Annotated in this window: 13 protein-coding genes and 1 pseudogene; 6 read left to right on the forward strand and 8 right to left on the reverse strand. The window is 66.6% G+C overall.

Going from position 1 to position 18,814, the window contains the following annotated elements:
- Positions 1-317: 317 nt before the first annotated feature.
- The gene (locus C1925_RS15545; RefSeq protein ID WP_108769667.1) at positions 318-3,209 is read left to right on the forward strand and encodes a TonB-dependent receptor; all 2,892 of its coding nucleotides are present in this window, start codon (positions 318-320) and stop codon (positions 3,207-3,209) included.
- 86 nt (positions 3,210-3,295) lie between these two features.
- A complete protein-coding gene (locus C1925_RS15550) occupies positions 3,296-4,591 on the forward strand; it encodes an aspartyl/asparaginyl beta-hydroxylase domain-containing protein (protein WP_108769668.1) in 1,296 nt (431 codons plus the stop codon).
- Positions 4,592-4,660: 69 nt separating this feature from the next.
- Here C1925_RS15550 and C1925_RS15555 read toward each other — a convergent pair whose 3' ends face one another.
- On the reverse strand, positions 4,661-5,263 hold the full coding sequence (locus tag C1925_RS15555; protein WP_079222832.1) for a TetR/AcrR family transcriptional regulator: 603 nt from the start codon (positions 5,261-5,263) through the stop codon (positions 4,661-4,663).
- Positions 5,264-5,405: 142 nt separating this feature from the next.
- Here C1925_RS15555 and C1925_RS15560 point away from each other — a divergent pair, with 142 nt between their 5' ends.
- Together C1925_RS15560 and C1925_RS15565 are read left to right on the forward strand one after the other, a co-directional pair.
- On the forward strand, positions 5,406-6,323 hold the full coding sequence (locus tag C1925_RS15560) for an alpha/beta hydrolase (RefSeq protein ID WP_108769669.1): 918 nt from the start codon (positions 5,406-5,408) through the stop codon (positions 6,321-6,323).
- Positions 6,320-8,797, forward strand: a complete 2,478-nt coding sequence (locus tag C1925_RS15565) for an acyl-CoA dehydrogenase (protein ID WP_108769670.1) — start codon at positions 6,320-6,322, stop codon at positions 8,795-8,797. The genes C1925_RS15560 and C1925_RS15565 overlap by 4 nt, the downstream gene beginning before the upstream one ends.
- 140 nt (positions 8,798-8,937) lie before the next feature.
- Here the strand turns inward: C1925_RS15565 and C1925_RS15570 are convergent, their stop codons facing one another.
- Complete coding sequence (locus tag C1925_RS15570; RefSeq protein WP_108753874.1) at positions 8,938-9,294, reverse strand: DUF1304 domain-containing protein; 357 nt, start codon at positions 9,292-9,294, stop codon at positions 8,938-8,940.
- Positions 9,295-9,372: 78 nt separating this feature from the next.
- The gene (locus C1925_RS15575) at positions 9,373-10,701 is read right to left on the reverse strand and encodes an MFS transporter (protein WP_108769671.1); all 1,329 of its coding nucleotides are present in this window, start codon (positions 10,699-10,701) and stop codon (positions 9,373-9,375) included.
- A gap of 284 nt (positions 10,702-10,985) precedes the next feature.
- Between C1925_RS15575 and C1925_RS15580 the strand changes: the two genes are divergently transcribed.
- Complete coding sequence (locus C1925_RS15580; protein ID WP_108769672.1) at positions 10,986-12,386, forward strand: serine hydrolase domain-containing protein; 1,401 nt, start codon at positions 10,986-10,988, stop codon at positions 12,384-12,386.
- Positions 12,387-12,502: 116 nt separating this feature from the next.
- On the opposite strand, the pseudogene C1925_RS21510 reads toward C1925_RS15580, so the two are convergent.
- Positions 12,503-13,262, reverse strand: a pseudogene (locus C1925_RS21510) (SDR family oxidoreductase).
- 114 nt (positions 13,263-13,376) lie between these two features.
- Between C1925_RS21510 and C1925_RS15590 the strand changes: the two are divergent.
- Positions 13,377-14,270: a LysR family transcriptional regulator gene (locus C1925_RS15590; protein WP_108769673.1), complete on the forward strand. Its 894-nt coding sequence runs from the start codon at positions 13,377-13,379 to the stop codon at positions 14,268-14,270.
- Between the two features lie 176 nt (positions 14,271-14,446).
- On the opposite strand, the gene C1925_RS21145 is transcribed toward C1925_RS15590, so the two are convergent.
- The 4 genes from C1925_RS21145 to C1925_RS15610 form a co-directional block, all read right to left on the reverse strand.
- Positions 14,447-14,965 (reverse strand): histone, encoded by a 519-nt coding sequence (locus C1925_RS21145; RefSeq protein WP_174213514.1) that lies wholly within the window; start codon positions 14,963-14,965, stop codon positions 14,447-14,449.
- 774 nt (positions 14,966-15,739) lie between these two features.
- Positions 15,740-16,135, reverse strand: coding sequence for a glycine cleavage system protein GcvH (gene gcvH, locus C1925_RS15600; protein WP_108769674.1), 396 nt, complete (start codon positions 16,133-16,135; stop codon positions 15,740-15,742).
- Positions 16,136-16,229: 94 nt separating this feature from the next.
- Positions 16,230-17,342 carry a glycine cleavage system aminomethyltransferase GcvT gene (gene gcvT / locus C1925_RS15605; RefSeq protein WP_108769675.1) on the reverse strand — a complete coding sequence of 371 codons (1,113 nt, stop codon included), beginning with the start codon at positions 17,340-17,342 and terminating at the stop codon, positions 16,230-16,232.
- Positions 17,343-17,984: 642 nt separating this feature from the next.
- Positions 17,985-18,728, reverse strand: coding sequence for a FadR/GntR family transcriptional regulator (locus tag C1925_RS15610; protein WP_108769676.1), 744 nt, complete (start codon positions 18,726-18,728; stop codon positions 17,985-17,987).
- Positions 18,729-18,814: the final 86 nt, after the last annotated feature.

Genomic DNA, 18,814 nt, shown 5'->3' on the forward strand with positions numbered 1-18,814 from the left:
TACGTCAAGCGCCGCCGCCCCGGACACGTTGAAACCGATTGCATATCCAGCGAAGCCACCAGATAAGGCAAACAAAGTCCGGAAAAACGCGTGATTACTTTCCTGCAGGTTTCGACACACTTTGAAAAACAGGCGCGCAAGCAATTGTTTCACATGGTTTTTATGGCTCAAATATGGCAAGCACATGGATTGTTAACACAGCTTTAATTCTTTGCTTACGGCAGTTACTATCGGGTCAGCCTTCGTTTTTGGAGCGGCATTTTCCGCACCGCGCGCAGGCACACACCCAGCCAAGATCCCTTGGAGAGAGAGAGCCAATGAACCTGAAGTCCAACAAGCTGCGCGACGGCATCATCGTCGCGCTGGTGGCAGGCGCCGCCATGGCAACCAGCGCCCAGGCGCAGGACGCCACCAACCTCGACCGCATCGAAGTCACCGGTTCGCGTATCCGCTCGGTGGATACCGAAACCCAGCAGCCGGTGCTGGTCATCACCCGCGCCACCATCGAACACTCCGGTGTCACCTCGGTCGGCCAGCTGCTGCAGAACATCAGCGCCAACAACGGCTTCTCGATGAATGCCCAGGTCAACAACGGCGGCGACGGTTCCTCCGGCGTCAACCTGCGTGGCCTCGGTGCGTCGCGCACCCTGGTGCTGGTCAACGGCCGCCGCTGGGTCACCGCCCTGGACTCCACCGTCGACCTGAACACCATTCCGGTGGCCGCGGTCGAGCGCGTGGAAGTGCTGAAGGATGGCGCCTCCTCGATCTACGGCTCCGACGCCATCGGCGGCGTGGTCAACCTGATCACCCGCAAGGACTACGACGGCGCCGAAGCACGCGTCTATGTCGGCCAGATGGGCGAAGGTGACGGCCAGCGCACCTCGTACGACTTCACCATCGGTGCCAACACCGATCGCTCGAACATCCTGTTCAGCGCGTCCTACAGCAAGGACAAGCCGGTCATGGCGCGCGACCGCGCCATCTCGCGCAACCCGACCTTCGGCCTGACCCAGCGCAGCTCGGTCTCGTCCTCGGGCGTGATCTGGCAGACGCTCGATGCCGCCGGCAACCCGATCTGGCGTGACCAGTTCGCCAGCGACGACGATTTCTTCGCCGCGCTGGACGACGTCAGCCAGAGCGTCATCAACAATGGTGGCGACTCGCGCAACCTCGCCGACTACCACCCGTACACCACCGCTGGCGATGGTTACAACTACGCTTCGGACAACTACCTGCTGACCCCGTCGGAGCGCCGCTCGGTGTTCGTGCAGGGTGCCTTCGACATCACCGACTCGGTCACCGCCCGCGCCGAAACGCTGTACAACCAGCGTGAATCGGAGCAGCTGCTGGCCGGCTTCCCGGTGACCGAAGGTTTCTACCTGGCCGGCACCCGTGGCCTGGACAAGGACAGCTACTTCAACCCGTACAAGGGCACCGCCGATGCGCGTGACCTGGATTACGGCCGTCGCTTCGTCGAGCAGCCGCGCGTCTACAACCAGGACGTGAAGACCTTCCACTTCTACGGCGGCTTCGAAGGTGTGTTCAACTTCGGCGACCGTTCGTTCAACTGGGATGCCGGTTACCGCTACAGCCGTACCGACCAGAACGATCGCATGCGCGGCGATCTGAACACGCTCAACCTGAACCAGGCCACCGGTCCGTCCTTCATGGACACCGACGGCGTGATCAAGTGCGGCGCGCCGGGTGCGGTCATCGCAGGCTGCGTGCCGCTCAACCCGCTGAGCAGCCCCGGTTCGATCAACCAGGAGCAGCTGGACTATGTGATGTTCACCGCACATGACCAGTACCAGAACCTGAGCAAGAGCTTCACCGCCAACCTGGCCGGTGACCTGTTCCAGCTGCCGGGCGGCATGGCCGGCTTCGCGCTGGGCTTTGAAAACCGCAAGGAAAGCGGCTACGACGATCCGGACGCCCTGGTCGCTGCGGGCTACACCTCGGGTAACGCCCGCAAGGCCACCTCGGGTTCGTACTCGCTCGACGATGCCTTCCTGGAAGTCGCACTGCCGCTGCTGTCCGACCTGCCGGGTGCACAGCTGCTGGAACTGAGCGCCGCAACGCGCTTCTCGGATTACAGCAACTTCGGCCAGACCACCAACAGCAAGTTCGGCTTCAAGTGGAAGCCGATCAACGACCTGATGGTGCGTGGTAACTGGTCCGAGGGCTTCCGTGCGCCGTCGATCACCAACCTGTACCGCGGCGCCAGCGACAGCTACATCAACTTCGGCGATCCCTGCTCCTCCGACTGGAGCGGCTACAGCGCAGAAGTGCAGGCCCGCTGCGTGGCAGGCGGCGTTTCGCCGACCTACCTGCAGCAGACCAACGCTGGCCTGGGCTACGGCGGTCAGACCATCTTCCCGTTCACCCTAGGCGGCAACGCAAACCTGGGTCCGGAGACGGCGACCAACTACACCCTGGGCTTCGTCTACAGCCCGAGCTTCGTGCAGGGCTTCGACATCTCGCTGGACTGGTACAAGATCTCCATCGAGAACGCGATCAGCACCCCGACCTCGGACTTCATCCTGGACCAGTGCTACGTCGCAGCCAATGGCGACCGCAGCTACTGCTCGGCTGATTACTTCGTCCGTGACGCCGCCGGCCGCATCACCAACATGTTCCTGCTGCCGCGCAACCTGGCAGAACGTGAAGTGGAAGGCTACGACCTGAGCATCCGTTACCGCCTGCCGGATACCCGTTGGGGCAGCTTCTCGTTCAACTGGGACAGCGCCTACGTCTCCACCGACAAGTCGCGTGCCAACAAGGACGAGGCCTGGGAGAACGCCGTTGGCCAGTACTACCAGGACACCCCGGGCTGGCGCCTGAGCTCGAACCTGACCACCGACTGGACCTACGGCGATTTCGGCCTGACCTGGACCATGCGTTACCGTTCCTCGCTGTCGGAAAGCTGCGTGGGCGTGACCGCTGCGCACCTGGCCGCCGGCCTGTGCTCGGACCCGGACAAGCTGGGTGAGGGTGGCGTGCGCGATCCGCGTAACCACATCGAATCGGTCGTCTACCACGACGCCGAAGCCCGCTACAACCTGCCGTGGAACGCTACGGTGGCCATCGGTGCGCAGAACCTGTTCCAGAAGGATCCGCCGCTGGCCGGCCGCGCCTTCGCCAACACGTACGACTACTCGTACGACACCCCGGGTGGCTTCTACTACATGCGTTACACCCAGCGCTTCTGATAGAAGACTGGGCCTAGCATGACCCGAGCAATGGCCCCGGCAACGGGGCCATTGCCTTTTCTGATCTTCCAACCCGGAGTCCTGCCATGTCCGATGTTGCCGTGCTGACCGAACGCGCCCTGGCCCATGCCCGCAACGGCGACACCACGGCGGCCGAACAGAGCTTCCGTGAGCTGCTGCAGCACGCGCCGGAAGATGTGCAGGCGTTGAATTTCATTGCCCGCTGCCACAGCACCCGCGGCGAGCACGCGGCTGCGGAGCGGCTGCTGCAGCGCGCGCTGGCAGCAGCGCCCGATGATGCCGGCACGCTTAAAAATCTGGCGGTGAGCCTGGTCGAACAAGGCCAATGGCAGGCTGCCTTGGCCCATCTGCAACCGCTGCTGGCGCAGGACCCGGGCTTCTTCGTTGCCCGCCTGTACCTGGCGCTGAGCCTGCAGCAGAGCGGTGCACACGCCGCTGCCCTTACCCACTTCTACCAGGCGGTCAGCCAGGCGCAGCGACAGGGCCACTGGACCAGCGCGCAGACCACCCCGCCCGGCCTGCGCCGCCTGGTCGAACATGCCATGCGCAGCCTGCGTGACGGCCGCCGCCATACCCTGCAGCAGGTGCTGGCACCGCTGCAGCAGCGCCATGGACGCAGCGCGCTGCAACGCATCGAACAGGCCGTTGCCGGCTATCTGGGCGAACTGCGCCTGGCCACCGCCGGTCCCGGGCAGCGGCCCACCTTCCTGTACATCCCCGGCCTGCCTTCGCCGCGCTATTTCGACCCTGCGCTGTTCCCGTGGTACGAGACGCTGCAGGACGCCACCCCGCTGCTGCGCGGGGAACTGCTTTCAGTGCTGGAAGAACGCCAGTTGCTGGCCCCCTTCCTTGGCGAGCCCAGTGCCGGGCGCGGTGGCAGCTATCTCGGCGGCGATGGCGAGCAGCCGCGCTGGGATGGTTTCTTCTTCCATCGCCACGGCAAGGTCTTCAGCGAAAACGCACAGCGCTGCCCGCACACCGCGGCCGCACTGGAGCAGGTGCCGCTGGTACGCATCGAAGGCCATGCACCGGAAACCCTGTACTCGGTGCTTGGCCCCGGCTCGCACATCCTGCCGCATACCGGGGTCACCAACAGCCGCATCGTCACCCACCTGCCGCTGATCGTGCCGGAGCACTGCGCCCTGCGCGTGGCCGGTGAAGAACACGCCTGGCAGGAAGGGCGCTGCGTGAGCTTTGACGACACCTGGGAACACGAAGCCTGGAACCGCAGCCAATCAACCCGCGTCGTGCTGCTGTTCGACGTGTGGAACCCCGGCCTGGATGAGGCCGAGCGCGATGCCATCGATGCGCTGGTGCGCGGCATCGCCGAGTTGAACGGCGAAGACATCCTGGCCGGCTGAATCCAGGGGCGGCTCCACTCGTGGAGCCGACCCGATTGCCGGCTCACCGCGCGCGAAGCGCGGTTGCGGTTACCCGTTCGGGATCAGCGTCTCGATCAGGTGCTCGACGTAGGCTTCGAAATCCTCGCGTGCCTGCTTCGGCTGCTGCAGCTGCAGCGACAGCTGCAGGAAGCCGACATAGGCCGCGTAGGCCAGCCGGGCGCGATGGCGTGCATCGGTCGAACTGAGCCCGGCCTGGCGGAACGAGGCCACCAGGTAATCCAGGCGCCGCTGCGAGACACGGTCGATCACCGGCCGCACCATCGGGTGGTCCAGCGCCTTCAGCAGCTCGCTGTAGATGATGTGCGGCTGCACTTCGTGCGCCACCATCTGGAACAGCTGGCGCAGGCGCGCGCGCGGATCGGGCACGTCTTCGAGGCTGCCGAAGACCTGCTCCTGTTCGAACAGCTCCCAGCGTTCAAGCGCGGCCTGCAGCAGTGCATCGCGCGAGGGGAAGTGCCAGTAGAAGCTGCCCTTGGTCACGCCCAGGCGGCGCGCCAGCGGCTCCACCGCGACGGCGCCCACACCTTGTTCAGCGATCAGATCGAGGGCCGCCTGTGCCCAGTCTTCGGCACTGAGGCGGCTGTTGCGGCCGGCACGCGGTTCGCCGGCAGAAGCGTCAGGTTGATTCATGGGGGTGATTTAACCATACGGCGGGGTTCGTTGCAGTACGCCGTTGCGGCCGAAACCGTCGCGGGGCGGGCGATGGCGCCTTCCGCAGCGCACCATACTGCATGGTATTGACTTCCGTCACCAGCCATCCATACTAGCGAGTATGGTTACGTCCCCTACTCCCGCCGCGTTCCACGACCTGCGTCTGGAGGCGGCCCATGGCGCCCATCTGGCGGCCACGGCCAGCGACCACGGTCGCCGCGGCCGCGTGCTGTTCGCCCATGGCTTCGGCCAGACCCGGCATGCGTGGAATGCCACCGCACGGGCGCTGTCTGCCGCCGGCCTGCAGACGCTGGCCTACGATGCGCGCGGCCACGGCGATTCGGACTGGAACGCCGCCGACCTGCCCTACCACGGCGAACAGTTCGCCGATGACCTGATCGTGCTGGCCGGCGAGCAGCCACGCCCGCCGGTGCTGGTTGCCGCCTCGATGGGCGGGCTGTTCGGCCTGCTTGCCGAATCGCGCTGGCCGGGCCTGTTCTCGGCGATGGTGCTGGTCGACATCACCCCGCGCTGGGACACCGCCGGCGTCGAGCGCATCCTCTCCTTCATGACCGCCCATCCCGATGGCTTCGCCTCGCTGGCCCAGGCCGCGGACGTGATCTCCGCCTACCTGCCGCACCGCCCGCGCAAATCCGAGCAGTCGCTGCGTGCGCTGCTGCGCGAGGATGGCCATGGCCGCTGGCGCTGGCACTGGGATCCGCGCCTGGTGGCCGAACTGGCCCGCGACAGCGAACAGCACCAGGATGCACTGGCCGAGGCCGCGCGCCAGGTGAAGTGCCCGCTGCTGCTGGTCAGTGGCGGCCGCAGCGACCTGGTCACGCCGCAGACCGTCGCCGAATTCCTGGCATTGGCACCGCACGCGCGCCACGTACAGTTGCCGCAGGCCACGCACATGGTCGCCGGTGATGACAACGACGCCTTTACCGCTACTGTGTTGGACTATCTGGACGTGTTGCCCGCAGCGGATGCTGCAGCTTCGTCCGCCACAAACGAGCACGTCACCGGAGCACGCTCATGAGCATCGTTCTTCCCTTCCTCGCCCTGCTGCTGGCAGGCGCGTTCGTCGCCTACCACCGCATGCGCCTGCTGACCTGGACGCTGATCAGCCTGGCCCTGCTGGTCGTCTGCTGGTTCGTGCCGTACGTCAACCAGACCGCCACGATCGTTGCTGCCGCCGTGCTGGCGGTGATCGCCGTGCCGCTGCTGCTGCCGTTCATCCGCAAGCCGCTGCTGACCGGCCCGATGATGAAGGTGTTCCGCAAGGTGCTGCCGCCGCTCTCGCAGACCGAACGCATCGCGCTGGAAACCGGCTCGGTCGGTTTCGAAGGCGAGCTGTTCACCGGCGACCCGGACTGGAACATCCTGCTGAACTACCCCAAGCCGCAGCTGACCGCTGAAGAACAGGCCTTCCTCGATGGCCCGGTCGAAGAGCTGTGCACGATGGTCAACGACTGGGAAATCACCCACGTCCATGCCGACCTGCCGCCGGAGCTGTGGGCCTTCATCAAGAAGAACAAGTTCTTCGGCATGATCATCCCGAAGGAATACGGCGGCCTCGGCTTCTCTGCGCTGGCCCACCACAAGGTCATCCAGAAGCTGGCCTCGGTGTCCTCGGTGGTCAGCTCCACCGTCGGCGTACCGAACTCGCTGGGCCCGGGTGAGCTGCTGGTGCATTACGGCACCCAGGAACAGAAGGACCAGTACCTGCCGCGCTTGGCCGATGGCCGCGAAGTGCCCTGCTTCGGCCTGACCGGTCCGTTCGCCGGTTCCGACGCCACCTCGATTCCCGATTACGGCGTCGTCTGCAAGGGCGAGTGGAACGGCGAGCAGGTGCTCGGCGTCAAGCTGACCTTCGACAAGCGCTACATCACCCTGGCCCCGGTCGCCTCGCTGATCGGTCTGGCCTTCCGCATGTACGACCCGGATGGCCTGATCGGTGAGACCCGCGACATCGGCATCACCCTGGGCCTGCTGCCGCGCGATACCGCCGGCGTGGAGATCGGCCGTCGCCACTTCCCGCTGAACTCGACCTTCCAGAACGGTCCGATCAAGGGCAAGGATGTGTTCATCCCGCTGACCCAGCTGATCGGTGGCGCTGCGATGGCCGGCAAGGGCTGGAACATGCTCAACGAGTGCCTGGCCGTGGGCCGCTCGATCACCCTGCCCTCCACCGCCAGTGGCGGTGCCAAGGCCGGCGCAGCAGTCACCGGTGCCTACGCACGCATCCGCAAGCAGTTCGGCCTGTCGGTCGGCCGCTTCGAGGGCGTGGAAGAAGCGCTGGCCCGCATCGGCGGCAAGGCCTACAAGATCAGCGCGCTGTCGCAGGCCACCGCCGCTGCGGTCGACCGTGGCGACGTGCCGTCGGTGCCGTCGGCCATCGCCAAGTACCACTGCACCAGCATGAGCCGTGAAGTGATCTCGGACATGATGGACGTCATCGGCGGCAAGGGCATCATCCTCGGGCCGCGCAACTTCGCCGGCCGCAGCTGGCAGGCCGCGCCGATCGCGATCACCGTGGAAGGCGCCAACATCATGACCCGCAGCCTGCTGATCTTCGGCCAGGGTGCGATCCTCTGCCACCCGTGGGTGCTGAAGGAAATGAAGGCCGCGCAGGATCCCGACACCCGTGCCGGCCTGCAGGACTTCGACCGCAGCCTGTTCGGCCACATCCGCTTCGGCATCTCCAATGCCGTGCGTTCGTTCTGGTTCGGCCTGACCGGTGCACGCTTCGGTGCCGCCCCGGGCGACGCCTACACCCGCCGCTACTTCCGCAAGCTCGACCGCTACTCGGCCAACCTGGCGCTGATGGCCGACATCTCGATGATGACCCTCGGCGGCAAGCTGAAGTTCAAGGAATCGCTGTCCGGCCGCCTGGGCGACGTGCTGAGCCATGTCTACATGACCAGCGCCATGCTCAAGCGCTACCACGACGAAGGCGCGCCGCAGGCCGACCAGCCGCTGCTGGCGTGGGCCTTCCATGACAGCGTGCACAAGATCGAAGAGTCGCTGTCGGCGGCCCTGCGCAACTTCCCGATCCGTCCGATCGGCTGGCTGATGTGGGCGCTGATCTTCCCGCTGGGCCGTCGTGCCGAAGCCCCGGGCGACCGCCTGAGCCGCCGCGTCGCTGCCCTGCTGATGGCGCCGAACGAAGCCCGCGACCGCCTGGCCAGTGGCGTGTTCCTGACCCCGTGCGAGAACAACCCGGGTGGCCGCATCAACAGCTACCTGAGCAAGGCGATCATGGCCGAGCCGGTGGAGCGCAAGTTCCTGAAGGCGCTGAAGAGCAAGGGCATCGAGGCGCTGGACTTCAAGGCGCAGCTGGACGAGGCCGTGGCCGAAGGCGTGATCACCCAGGACGAGCGCAGCCTGCTGGAAGAACTGCGCACGCTGACGCTGGACACCATCACCGTGGACGACTTCGACACCCACGAGCTGCGCGCGGCCAGCTACTACGACCGCCAGCACAAGGACCCGCATTCGCAGGCAGCGTGATCGCCTGCGTCAAGCGCACACGGAAACGGCGGGCCTCGGCCCGCCGTTTTTGTTTGCATGGTGCGGAGCCACGCATGGCGTGGCACTACTACCGCAGTAGAGCCACCCCATGGGTGGATGCGCGCAGCGCCAACGGGCAATCACGCCGGCACGAACCACCACGCCACCGCCGCCAGCACGGCCGGCACCGCCTGGATGAAGAAGATCCGCTTGTTGACGCTCCACGCGCCGTAGCAGCCGGCCACGATCACGCAGCCCAGCGAGAAGTTCACCAGCATCGGCAGGTGGTCGAACAGGCCCCAGAACAGGCCCGCAGCGAGGAAGCCGTTGTACAGGCCCTGGTTGGCCGCCAGCACGCGGGTGATCTCGGCCTTCTCCGGCGTGTTGCGGAACGTCTTCAGGCCCAGCGGGCGGGTCCACAGGAACATCTCCAGCACCAGGAAGTAGACGTGCAGCAGTGCGACCAGCAGGGTCAGGGCGAGTGCGATCCAGTACATGCAGGGTTCCTTGGGTAGGTTGATGGGGTGATGGGGTCAGAGCCCTCTCCATGGGAGAGGGATCCGACCCCGCGCGGCTCAGCGGTCGCGCGGCAGCTTCTTCTCTTCGCGCAGCACGCCGAACGCGGCCAGCGTCATGCACGCGGCCACCAGCATGCCGCCGGCGAACACCACATGCGAGCCGAACAGCGACAGCCCCTTGTGCACCCAGGTGAAGCTCAGGTCGGCGCCGCGGTAGACCACGGTGTCGATGGCCGCGCCGGCCTTGTAGCGCCACTGGCGGTCCACGCGGGTGTAGATGGTCTCGCGGGCCGGCTTGAACAGCGAGAACTCGCTGGCCCGGGTCAGCACCTGCACCACCGCCACCATCATCGGCAGCGGCGAGGCGGCCAGCACCGAGAAGCCGAGCAGGATGGCGAAGGCCGGTATCAGCAGCGCCGGCGCGATGCCGTGGCGCGACAGCAGCCAGCGGGTCAGGCTGAGCTGCAGCAGCAGGGTCAGCGCGTTCACCGCCAGGTCGATGCGCGAGAAGAACGCGGTGCTGGCCGCCGGATCGCTGAAGGCCGCCCGCACGATGCTGGCCTGCTGGTTGTACAGCATCGTGCCCACGCCCACGCCGAACACCACCAGGATCGCCAGCCAGCGCAGCAGCGGCTCGCGCACGATCAGCTTGAGGCCGTCGAGCACGCTGCCGCCCATCGGCTTCTCGCCGGACACCAGCTGCTGCTCGCGCTCGCGCAGCACCGCCCAGTGCCGCAGCCGCCAGATGCAGAACAGGCAGACCACCAGGAAGCCGGCCGAGACCAGCATCAGGTTGGCGATGCCCACGCGCTGCACCAGCGCGCTGGTGAGGACCGGGCCGAGGAAGGCACCGACCGTGCCGGCCGCGCCGATGTAGCCGTAGTACGCGCGTGCCTGCACGTTGCTGAAGACATCGGCCATGAAGCTCCAGAACACAGCCACCGCGAACAGGTTGAAGACCATCACCCAGAGGAAGAAGGCCATGCCCCGCCCCGGCACGCCGCTGTCGAACAGCACGTAGAACACCAGCAGGGTGGCGATGAAGAAGCCATACACCACCGGCAGGAACACCCGCCGCGGGAAGCGGCTGACCAGCCAGCCATAGACCGGCTGCAGCACCAGCATGATCACGAACACGCAGGTGAACAGGAACTGCAGGACGAAGTCCTTCAGGGCGATGCCGTGGCTGGCGAACCAGCCGATCAGCAGCGGCGGGAACACCGTCTCCAGATCGGACGAGGCGGCCATCGCCTCGCGCACCGGGCGCAGCACGTAGTAGCCGCTGAGCAGGCAGAAGAAATACAGGAACGACCACCACAGCGCCGGCGATTCGCGCAACGCCGCCACAAGCCCACGCAGCGGCCCCTTGCCAGTGGCCGCGCTCACGCGGTGGCCCCGGCCGGGACGCGGCAGTTGGATGGCGGCATGGCAAGCTCCGGGGGCAGTGAAGCGCGTACGTTAGACAATGCACTGCAACATCGCCAGCAGACCGTGCGCGATGCCGCCAGGCGGGCTCATGTGGAGGGCGTCTGCGGGCCCGTCCAGACCCCCTCGCCGGGCGTCAAAAATCCAACTTTTTCAATCAGATGCGCATTCATCTTCGCTTTGTTTGTGCACAGGCGAAAAGCGGCGCTAGAATCACAGACAGCAGTCGCGCACGGGTCCAACCGATGAAAATGAACAACCTGCGTCGCCCGGTCCGGGCGGCGACCACCGGTTTGCTGGGCATGTTGATGCCCGTGGCCTTGTCCACCACCGCGCAGACACCGCCGGCCCTGCCGCCGATGCCGACCAACATCGAAACCGCCGCGGGTCCGGGCATCGCCCACACCCAGCCGGCGGCCTACCGCACCGGCCTGGTGCCGCAGGTGCAGCTGCCTGCCGCCGGCTTCAACGTCGCCCATATCGAATCGATGGCGCAGCAGCTCACCTATGGCGAGCGCGTGCCGGGCATGGCCGTGGCCATCGTGCAGGGCGGCCGCGTGCTCAGCGCGCGTGGCTACGGCGTCACCGACGTCAACAATCCGCTGCCGGTCGACGCGCACACCGTGTTCCGCCTGGCGTCGCTGTCCAAGGCCTTTGCCGGCACCATGGCCGGCCTGCTGGTCAACGACGGCACGCTGCGCTGGGACAGCAAGGTGACCGACTACGTGCCGGGCTTCCGCCTCAACTCGCCCGAAGCCACCGACCGCCTGACCGTGGCCGATGTGCTCAGCCACCGCGTCGGCCTGCCCTACAACGCCTACGACCGCGACATCGAAGGCAATGCCGAGTACTACTCGCTGACCCAGAAGCTGGCCAACACCAGCCTCAAGTGCCTGCCGGGCGACTGCTACGCCTACCAGAACGTGGCCTTCAGCCTGATCGGCGACGTGGTCTATGCCGCCTCGGGCAGCTTCTACGAACAATCGGTCGAGCGCCGCATCTTCAAGCCGCTGGGCATGAACGATGCCAGCCTCGGCCTGGCCGGCATCCAGGCCAGCTCGCGCTGGGCGCGTCCGCACGTGCGCAGCCGCAACGGCTGGGTGTCGCTGACGCCGAAGCCGACCTACTACCGCGTTGCTCCGGCCGCCGGCGTCAACGCCAGTGCCAGCGACATGGCGCAGTGGCTGCTGGCCCACACCGGGCATCGCCCCGACGTGCTGCCTGCACCGCTGCTGGCCACCCTGCATTCGAGCCTGATCAACACCCCGGGCGAGATGCGCTCGGGCTGGCGCCGTGAGCGCCTGCACTCGGCCGGCTACGCGCTGGGCTGGCGCACGTTCGATTACGCCGGCCACGACGTGGTCTTCCATGCCGGTGCGGTGCAGGGTTACCGCGGCCTGGTCGCACTGGTGCCCGAACGTGACCTCGGCATCGCCATCCTCTGGAACGGCGAAAGCGGCCTGCCCAGCGGCCTGCTGCCGACCGTGCTCGATTCGGCGCTGGGCCTGCCGGCGCAGCGCTGGCTGGACGTGGACACCGATTTCGGCAGCGACAGCCTGATGGCCGAAGGCGCGACCCCGGCGCAGCAGGACAAGCGCAAGGGCAAGGGCGCCTCGGGCAACCGCGCGGTGGCCTCGCCGCGCTGAGCGCGGCAGCCTGCCGGTGATCGGTAGAGTCGACTGTCAGTCGACTCCGCGGGGCCGGATCGAAAAGCAGTCGACTGGCAGTCGACTCTACCCACGGCGGTGAAGCAGACGCAGGCTCAGTGCGCGAAGTAGTGCATGCCGCCATCCACCGGGATCACCGCGCCGGTGATATAGCCGGCCAGCGGCGACGCCAGGAACGCCACCAGCGGTGCGACCTCCTCCGGTTCGCCGAAGCGCCCGATCGGAATGTTGCGCTCGATGAACGCGCGTCGGCTTTCCTCGGTGGGATGCAGCCGGCCGAGGATCTGCGCGCTGTTGATCCGGCCCGGCGCGATCGTGTTGACCGTCACGCCCTGCGCCGCCACCTCCGATGACAGGCCCTTGCTCCACAGGTGCAGCGCGGCCTTCGCCGCCGTGGCGGCATTCACCGCACGCGGCTCCATCGAACCGCTGAAGTTGATCACCCGCCCCCAGCCCTGCGCCTGCATGCCGGGCAACCAGCGCCTGGGTCAGCCGTCGCGACGCGGAGAAGTTCAGCGCCATCGCTTCGTCCCATACGTCATCAGCAGCGTCGACAGAGGTCGGCCGCGAGCCACCCGCGGCATTGACCAGGATGTCCACGCGCTGCAGCGCGTCCTGCGCCCCGGCGGCGATACGCGCCAGCTGCGCGGCGTCGGTGAGGTCACCCGGCAGGATCAGCGGCGCGGCTGCACCGCTGGCTGCGATCTCCGCTGCCAGCGACTGCAGCGGCTCCAGCCGTCGCGCGTTGATCGCAATGCGTACGCCGAGCGCCGCCAGCTGCCGCGCAACCGCCGCGCCGATGCCGCTGCCCGCGCCGGTCACCAGTGCGGTACGTCCTTCAAGACTCAGATCCATGGTGTTCTCCGTCATGCGTGGCCGGTACATCCGGCCCGTGCAGCGCATGCTCTTTGATCACCCCTGATTGATAAACTCCGCGCAGGTTTCAGCATTCAGAACCCGGAGTGTCAGATGAACCTGCTGGAGAGCATGCAGGTCTACGTGCTGATCGTGGACAAGGGCAGCCTCAGCGCTGCGGCCGCGGCGATGGACATCTCGGCGACGATGGCCGGCAAGCACCTGCGTGCACTGGAAGCGCGCCTGGGCATGCAGCTGCTGAGCCGCACCACGCGCCGCCAGCACCTGACGCCGTTCGGCGAGGACTACTACGCCCGCTGCAAGGACATCCTGCGGCTGGTGGAAGAGACCGATGCGCAGGCCGCCCACCAGCAGATGGCGCCGGCCGGCACGCTGCGCATCAGCGCACCGGTGATCTTCGGCACGCATGCGCTGGTGCCTGCCCTGGCCGAGTACATGCAGCGCCATCCGCAGGTGCGGGTGGAGGCGAGCCTGAGCGACCGCGTGGTCGACCTGGCCGAGGAAGGTTTCGAAGCCGCGCTGCGCATCGGCACCCTGGCCGACAGCGATGCGCTGGTGGCACGCCCACTGACGCCCTACCGGTTGATGATGTGTGCCGCGCCGTCCTACCTCGCCCGCCACGGCACGCCGCGCACGCTCGCCGAACTGGCGTCGCACCAGTGCCTCTCGTTCGAACCCCGCGCGCTGGCGCAGTGGCTGCAGGACGAGGCTGGCGATCTCGAGCGTATCGCCGCTGCGCGCCTGCAGATCAACAATGGCGAAGCGCTGCGTGCGGCGGCGCTGCATGGGCTGGGCATCGTGCTGCAGTCGACCCTGCTGCTGGCCGCGGACGTGGCCGCCGGGCGGCTGGTGCAGCTGTTCCCGCAGCACGGCCAGGCCGGTCGGCCGATGCACGTGGTGTACGCGCACGATCGCTACCGCTCCACCCGCCTGCGCAGCTTCCTGGATTTCCTGGTGGAGCGGTTCCCACCAACACCGCACGGGTAGAGTCGAGCTTGCTCGACTGCCGGAAAATCAGTCGAGCAAGCTCGACTCTACAGGGGCGGTGAAGCAGTCGAGCATGGCTCGACTCTACAGTCCGGTCCGCGGTCGCCCATAAAAAAACCCCCTCCCCGCTGGGCAGCCAGGGAAGGGGGTTTCAGGGTACGGCTATCGGGAAGTACTTAGATCAGCGGCGCCGGGGTTGCCGGCAGAGCGACCGGAGCGGCCTTCTTCTTGCGGGCGGCCGGCTTGCGCTTGGCAACCTTCTTGGCAGCCTTCTTCGGGGCAGCCTTCTTGGTGGCCTTCTTCGCAGTGGCCTTCTTCGCAGTCGCCTTCTTGGCAGTCTTCTTAACTGCCTTCTTGGCGACCTTCTTCGCGGTCTTCTTTGCCGGCTTCTTGGCTACCTTCTTCGCCGCCTTCTTCACTGCCTTCTTCGCAGTGGTCTTCTTGGCGACCTTCTTGGCTACCTTCTTGACGGCCTTCTTCGCGGTCTTCTTTGCCGGCTTCTTGGCTACCTTCTTCGCCGCCTTCTTCACGGCCTTCTTCGCAGTGGTCTTCTTGGCGACCTTCTTCACGGCCTTCTTGGCGGTCGCCTTCTTCGCGACCTTCTTCACTGCCTTCTTGGCAGCGGCCTTCTTAGCGACCTTCTTCACCGCTTTCTTGGCGGCGGGCTTTTTCTTCGCAGCTTTCTTGGTTGCCATGGGATGGCTCCTCGTCAGTGATAGGGAGTTGAAACGCCCAGGTGGATCAAACCCGCGGTTGCTGCGTGCGGGGACCGCCGGCGCGTCAGGCGCGCCGTTACGGATGCGGCAATGCCCGCCTCGATCGGCGGAGCGGGCATCGGAACGGAAGATGCCTTGCATTTCTCCGGGGGAAGCGGGGCCATGTCCACCGTCGGCAGGAACGCGGTGGTCTTGAGGGGGCTGCTTCGCATCGGACGATTGATTCGGCGCACTCGGTTTGGCAGGCAAGGTCTGCTGAGGCGAAACCTAATCACGGTTTTTTTTACTGTCAACAACCCCCGCGAAAAAATTTCACATCCGCGTCCATCCGAACGCCGCCGGCACCGCCACCACGCGGCACCTTCCCGGCCCTGCATCGCGCACCGCCAACGTCACGCGCAGCAACACGTGATCGCACCTGCTGAATAAAAAACGCTTGAAATAAGCACTCTGCGTTGATAGGTGACAACAGATGCCAGGCCATGCACCACGTCGTCCGGCACACGCCAACGCGCGCGCCCGCCGCACCACAACGGGTCTGCAACGGGGGGTAAAAGTTTTCACATCCGAACACGCAAACGCGGGACGGAAACGCGGATTTGCGCAAAACTGCGCACGCCTGATCGCGCCGTTCGATGCCGCCTGATGCCACGCCGAAGGTGTGCCGCGAACCCGATGGCATGAGTCGACGACGGAGGCTGGAACGAAAACGGCCACCCGAAGGTGGCCGTTCTGGAAGCAGGAAGCGAGGACTCAGTGGTCTTCGTTTTCCAGGGCTTCGGCGTACGCGTCCGGATCCAGCAGCTCGTTGAGCTCGTCGGCGTTGGTCAGCTCGACCACGTACATCCAGCCTTCGCCGTAGGCATCTTCGTTGATGGTTTCCGGCTTGTCCGACAGCGCCGAGTTGACCTCGACGATCGTGCCGCTGACCGGGCTGTAGACGTCCGAGGCGGCCTTGACCGACTCGACGACGGCGATCTGCTCGCCCGCCTTGGCCTCGGCGCCGACTTCGGGCAGCTCGACGTAGACCAGGTCACCCAGCAGGCCCTGGGCATGGTCGGAAATACCGACGGTGACGCGGCCATTGCCTTCGACGCGGGCCCACTCGTGGGACTTGAGGAACTTGAGGTCGCCGGGGATCTCGCTCATGGGAACTGCTCCAGGTTTTGCAGGGGGTGGAAAAAACGGGGCTAGTGTAACCAACCGACCGCCACTGCTGTCAGTGACGGCCGGCACGTTCGGATCAGGCGTCGGCGAGCACGCCGGGCTGGGCCTGGCCTTCGCGGACGAACGGGAACTTGACCACGCGCACCGGCACCTGCCGGCCGCGGATATCGACGGTGACCTGGCCGAGTTCGCCCGCCGGCACGCGGGCGAATGCGATGCCCTTGGCCAGGCTCGGCGAGAAGGTGCCGGACAGGATTTCGCCCTGGCCGCCGGCGGTGGTCACCGCCTGGCCATGGCGCAGCACGCCCTTCTCGTCCATCACCAGGCCGATCATCTGGCGCGCGTTGCCGGCGGCCTTCTGCGCCTCCAGCACGTCGCGGCCGATGAAGTCGCGGCCTTCGTCCAGCGACACGGTCCAGGCCAGCGCCGCTTCGTACGGGCTGATCGCTTCGTCCATGTCCTGGCCATACAGGTTCATGCCGGCTTCCAGGCGCAGGGTGTCGCGCGCGCCGAGGCCGGCCGGCTTCACGCCTGCCGCCAGCAGGCGGTTCCAGAAGGCGACCACGGCGTCCTGCGGCAGCAGGATCTCGAAGCCGTCTTCGCCGGTGTAGCCGGTGCGGGCGACGAACAGTTCAACACCGTCGTCCGCCTTGACCTGCAGGGCAGCGAAGCGGCCGAGCTTGGCCAGCGCGTCGCGGTCGCTGCCGCCGACCAGGCCGACGACGCTGTCGCGCGCCTGCGGGCCCTGCACGGCGAGGATGGCCAGGTCCGGGCGCTGCTCGACGCTGACGCCGAACGGTGCCGCCTGTTCGCGCAGCCAGGCCAGGTCCTTCTCGCGGGTGGAGGCGTTGACGACCATGCGGAAGAAGTCATCGGCCAGGTAGTAGACGATCAGGTCGTCGATGACGCCGCCGGCCGGATTCAGCATGCACGAGTACAGCGCCTTGCCCGGCACCTTCAGCTTGTCGATGGAGTTGGCCAGCAGGCGGCGCAGGAACGGCTTGACCTGCTCGCCGCGCAGGTCGACCACGGTCATGTGGCTGACGTCGAAGACGCCGGCTTCGCGGCGCACCAGGTGGTGTTCGTCCAGCTGCGAGCCGTAGTGGATGGGCATGTCCCAACCCCCGAAATCGACCATCTTGGCGCCGAGGGCGCGGTGGGTATCGTTGAGCAGCGTCTTCTGGGTCATGACCGGTCCGGCAGCAGGATAAACAAGAGCGTCCATTATCCCAGATCGGTCGGCGGCAGGCGTGCCGCAGCGCAGCGGGGGTTGTTGGGTTGTAGCCGGCCTGCGGCCGGCAGCGCTTTCTACAAGCCAGAGCGCAGAGCCAGAGCACTCAGGCTCTGGGTTGTTTCGGGTTGGGCGGGGCGGTGTGGGCTGGCAGGACACGCCGTAAACCCGTCCATGGGGGCTCGATGGCGCCATCCATGGCGCCAACGGTCCTGCCACCCCACACCGCCCCGCCCCTGCCAGGTTCCGTGGTGACGGATGGCAAGTGCCAGAGCAGAGCAAGAGCAAGAGCAAGAGCAGATGTGGATGTCGATACATATATAGAGAGGGGTCGGAGCCCTTTCCTGCGGAAAGGGATCCGACCCCGGGCGAGCGCTTTTGCTTCTGCTCTTTATTTCTTTTCCGTGGGCTGGACGCGCACGGAAACTGTCGAGGGTCGGGCGGGTGGGCTGTGCAGGGGCGTGAGCCGCATGGATGCGGCGACCGAGCTTACATGGACGTACTTGCAGCGCTCCCTGCACAGCCCACCCGCCCGACCCAAACACATGAACCGCCTTCGGCGACCACCCCACGAGGGGCTGCGCCGTTGGCTGGAAACCCTCAGATGCGCGTGGTGGCCAGGAAGCGCTCGCGGTCCTGCTGGGTGCGCCGGCGGATTTCTTCCAGCGCCTGGCTTTCGGTCGCTTCCAGCATTGCCTCGAACAGGCGCTGGAAGTGGTAGCGCATGGCATTGCGCGCGGCCACCGGGTCGCGGCTGCGCAGCGCCTCGAAGATCGCCATGTGCTCGTCGGCACGGCTGGCACCGTCGTCATGGCAGACCCGCGCGTAGACCTCGGCCACCCGCGGCAGATCGCTGCGCATGCGCCAGATCTGCTGGATGAAGTACTCCACCACCGGGTTGCCGGACAGGCGGGCGATGGTCAGGTGGAAGCGGCGGTCGAAGTCACCGGCTTCCTCATCGGTCAGGTCGCGGCGGCACAGCGCCTGGGCCAGCACCTGCAGTTCGGCGATGCCGGCCTCGTCGATGTTGCTGGCGGCGAGCGCCGCGGCCTCGGCCTCGAACACCGCACGGGCGGCGGTGAGGTCGAAGGCGCTGACATCGGGCAGGCCACCGGAGGCCTGCGTCGGGCGTGGCTTGACGTACACGCCCGAGCCGATGCGGATGGCGATCCAGCCCTGGGCTTCCAGGGCGATCTCGGCTTCACGCACGGTCACCCGGCTGACGCCGAATCGTTCGGCCAGCTCACGCTCGCCCGGCAGGCGCGAGCCCGGCGGAAATTCGCCGTCCTCGATCAGCTTGCGGAGCTTGGCGGCGATGGTCTGGTAGAGGCGGTTGGCGGACATGCGGCTGACCCTTGGCGGTTCCCTCCGGGCCCGTCCCGGGCCACCGTGCGCGGTGCGGGTCCGGATGGAGCGACGGCGCGACCACT

Source organism: Stenotrophomonas sp. SAU14A_NAIMI4_5 (assembly GCF_003086795.1).
Classification (GTDB): Bacteria; Pseudomonadota; Gammaproteobacteria; order Xanthomonadales; family Xanthomonadaceae; genus Stenotrophomonas.

Coding starts and splice junctions, on each gene's coding strand:
- C1925_RS15545 (WP_108769667.1), top strand. CDS start 318: ATGAACCTGAAGTCCAACAAGCTGCGCGACGGCATCATCGTCGCGCTG.
- C1925_RS15550 (WP_108769668.1), top strand. CDS start 3,296: ATGTCCGATGTTGCCGTGCTGACCGAACGCGCCCTGGCCCATGCCCGC.
- C1925_RS15555 (WP_079222832.1), bottom strand. CDS start 5,263: ATGAATCAACCTGACGCTTCTGCCGGCGAACCGCGTGCCGGCCGCAAC.
- C1925_RS15560 (WP_108769669.1), top strand. CDS start 5,406: ATGGTTACGTCCCCTACTCCCGCCGCGTTCCACGACCTGCGTCTGGAG.
- C1925_RS15565 (WP_108769670.1), top strand. CDS start 6,320: ATGAGCATCGTTCTTCCCTTCCTCGCCCTGCTGCTGGCAGGCGCGTTC.
- C1925_RS15570 (WP_108753874.1), bottom strand. CDS start 9,294: ATGTACTGGATCGCACTCGCCCTGACCCTGCTGGTCGCACTGCTGCAC.
- C1925_RS15580 (WP_108769672.1), top strand. CDS start 10,986: ATGAAAATGAACAACCTGCGTCGCCCGGTCCGGGCGGCGACCACCGGT.
- C1925_RS15590 (WP_108769673.1), top strand. CDS start 13,377: ATGAACCTGCTGGAGAGCATGCAGGTCTACGTGCTGATCGTGGACAAG.
- C1925_RS21145 (WP_174213514.1), bottom strand. CDS start 14,965: ATGGCAACCAAGAAAGCTGCGAAGAAAAAGCCCGCCGCCAAGAAAGCG.
- gcvH (WP_108769674.1), bottom strand. CDS start 16,135: ATGAGCGAGATCCCCGGCGACCTCAAGTTCCTCAAGTCCCACGAGTGG.
- gcvT (WP_108769675.1), bottom strand. CDS start 17,342: ATGACCCAGAAGACGCTGCTCAACGATACCCACCGCGCCCTCGGCGCC.
- C1925_RS15610 (WP_108769676.1), bottom strand. CDS start 18,728: ATGTCCGCCAACCGCCTCTACCAGACCATCGCCGCCAAGCTCCGCAAG.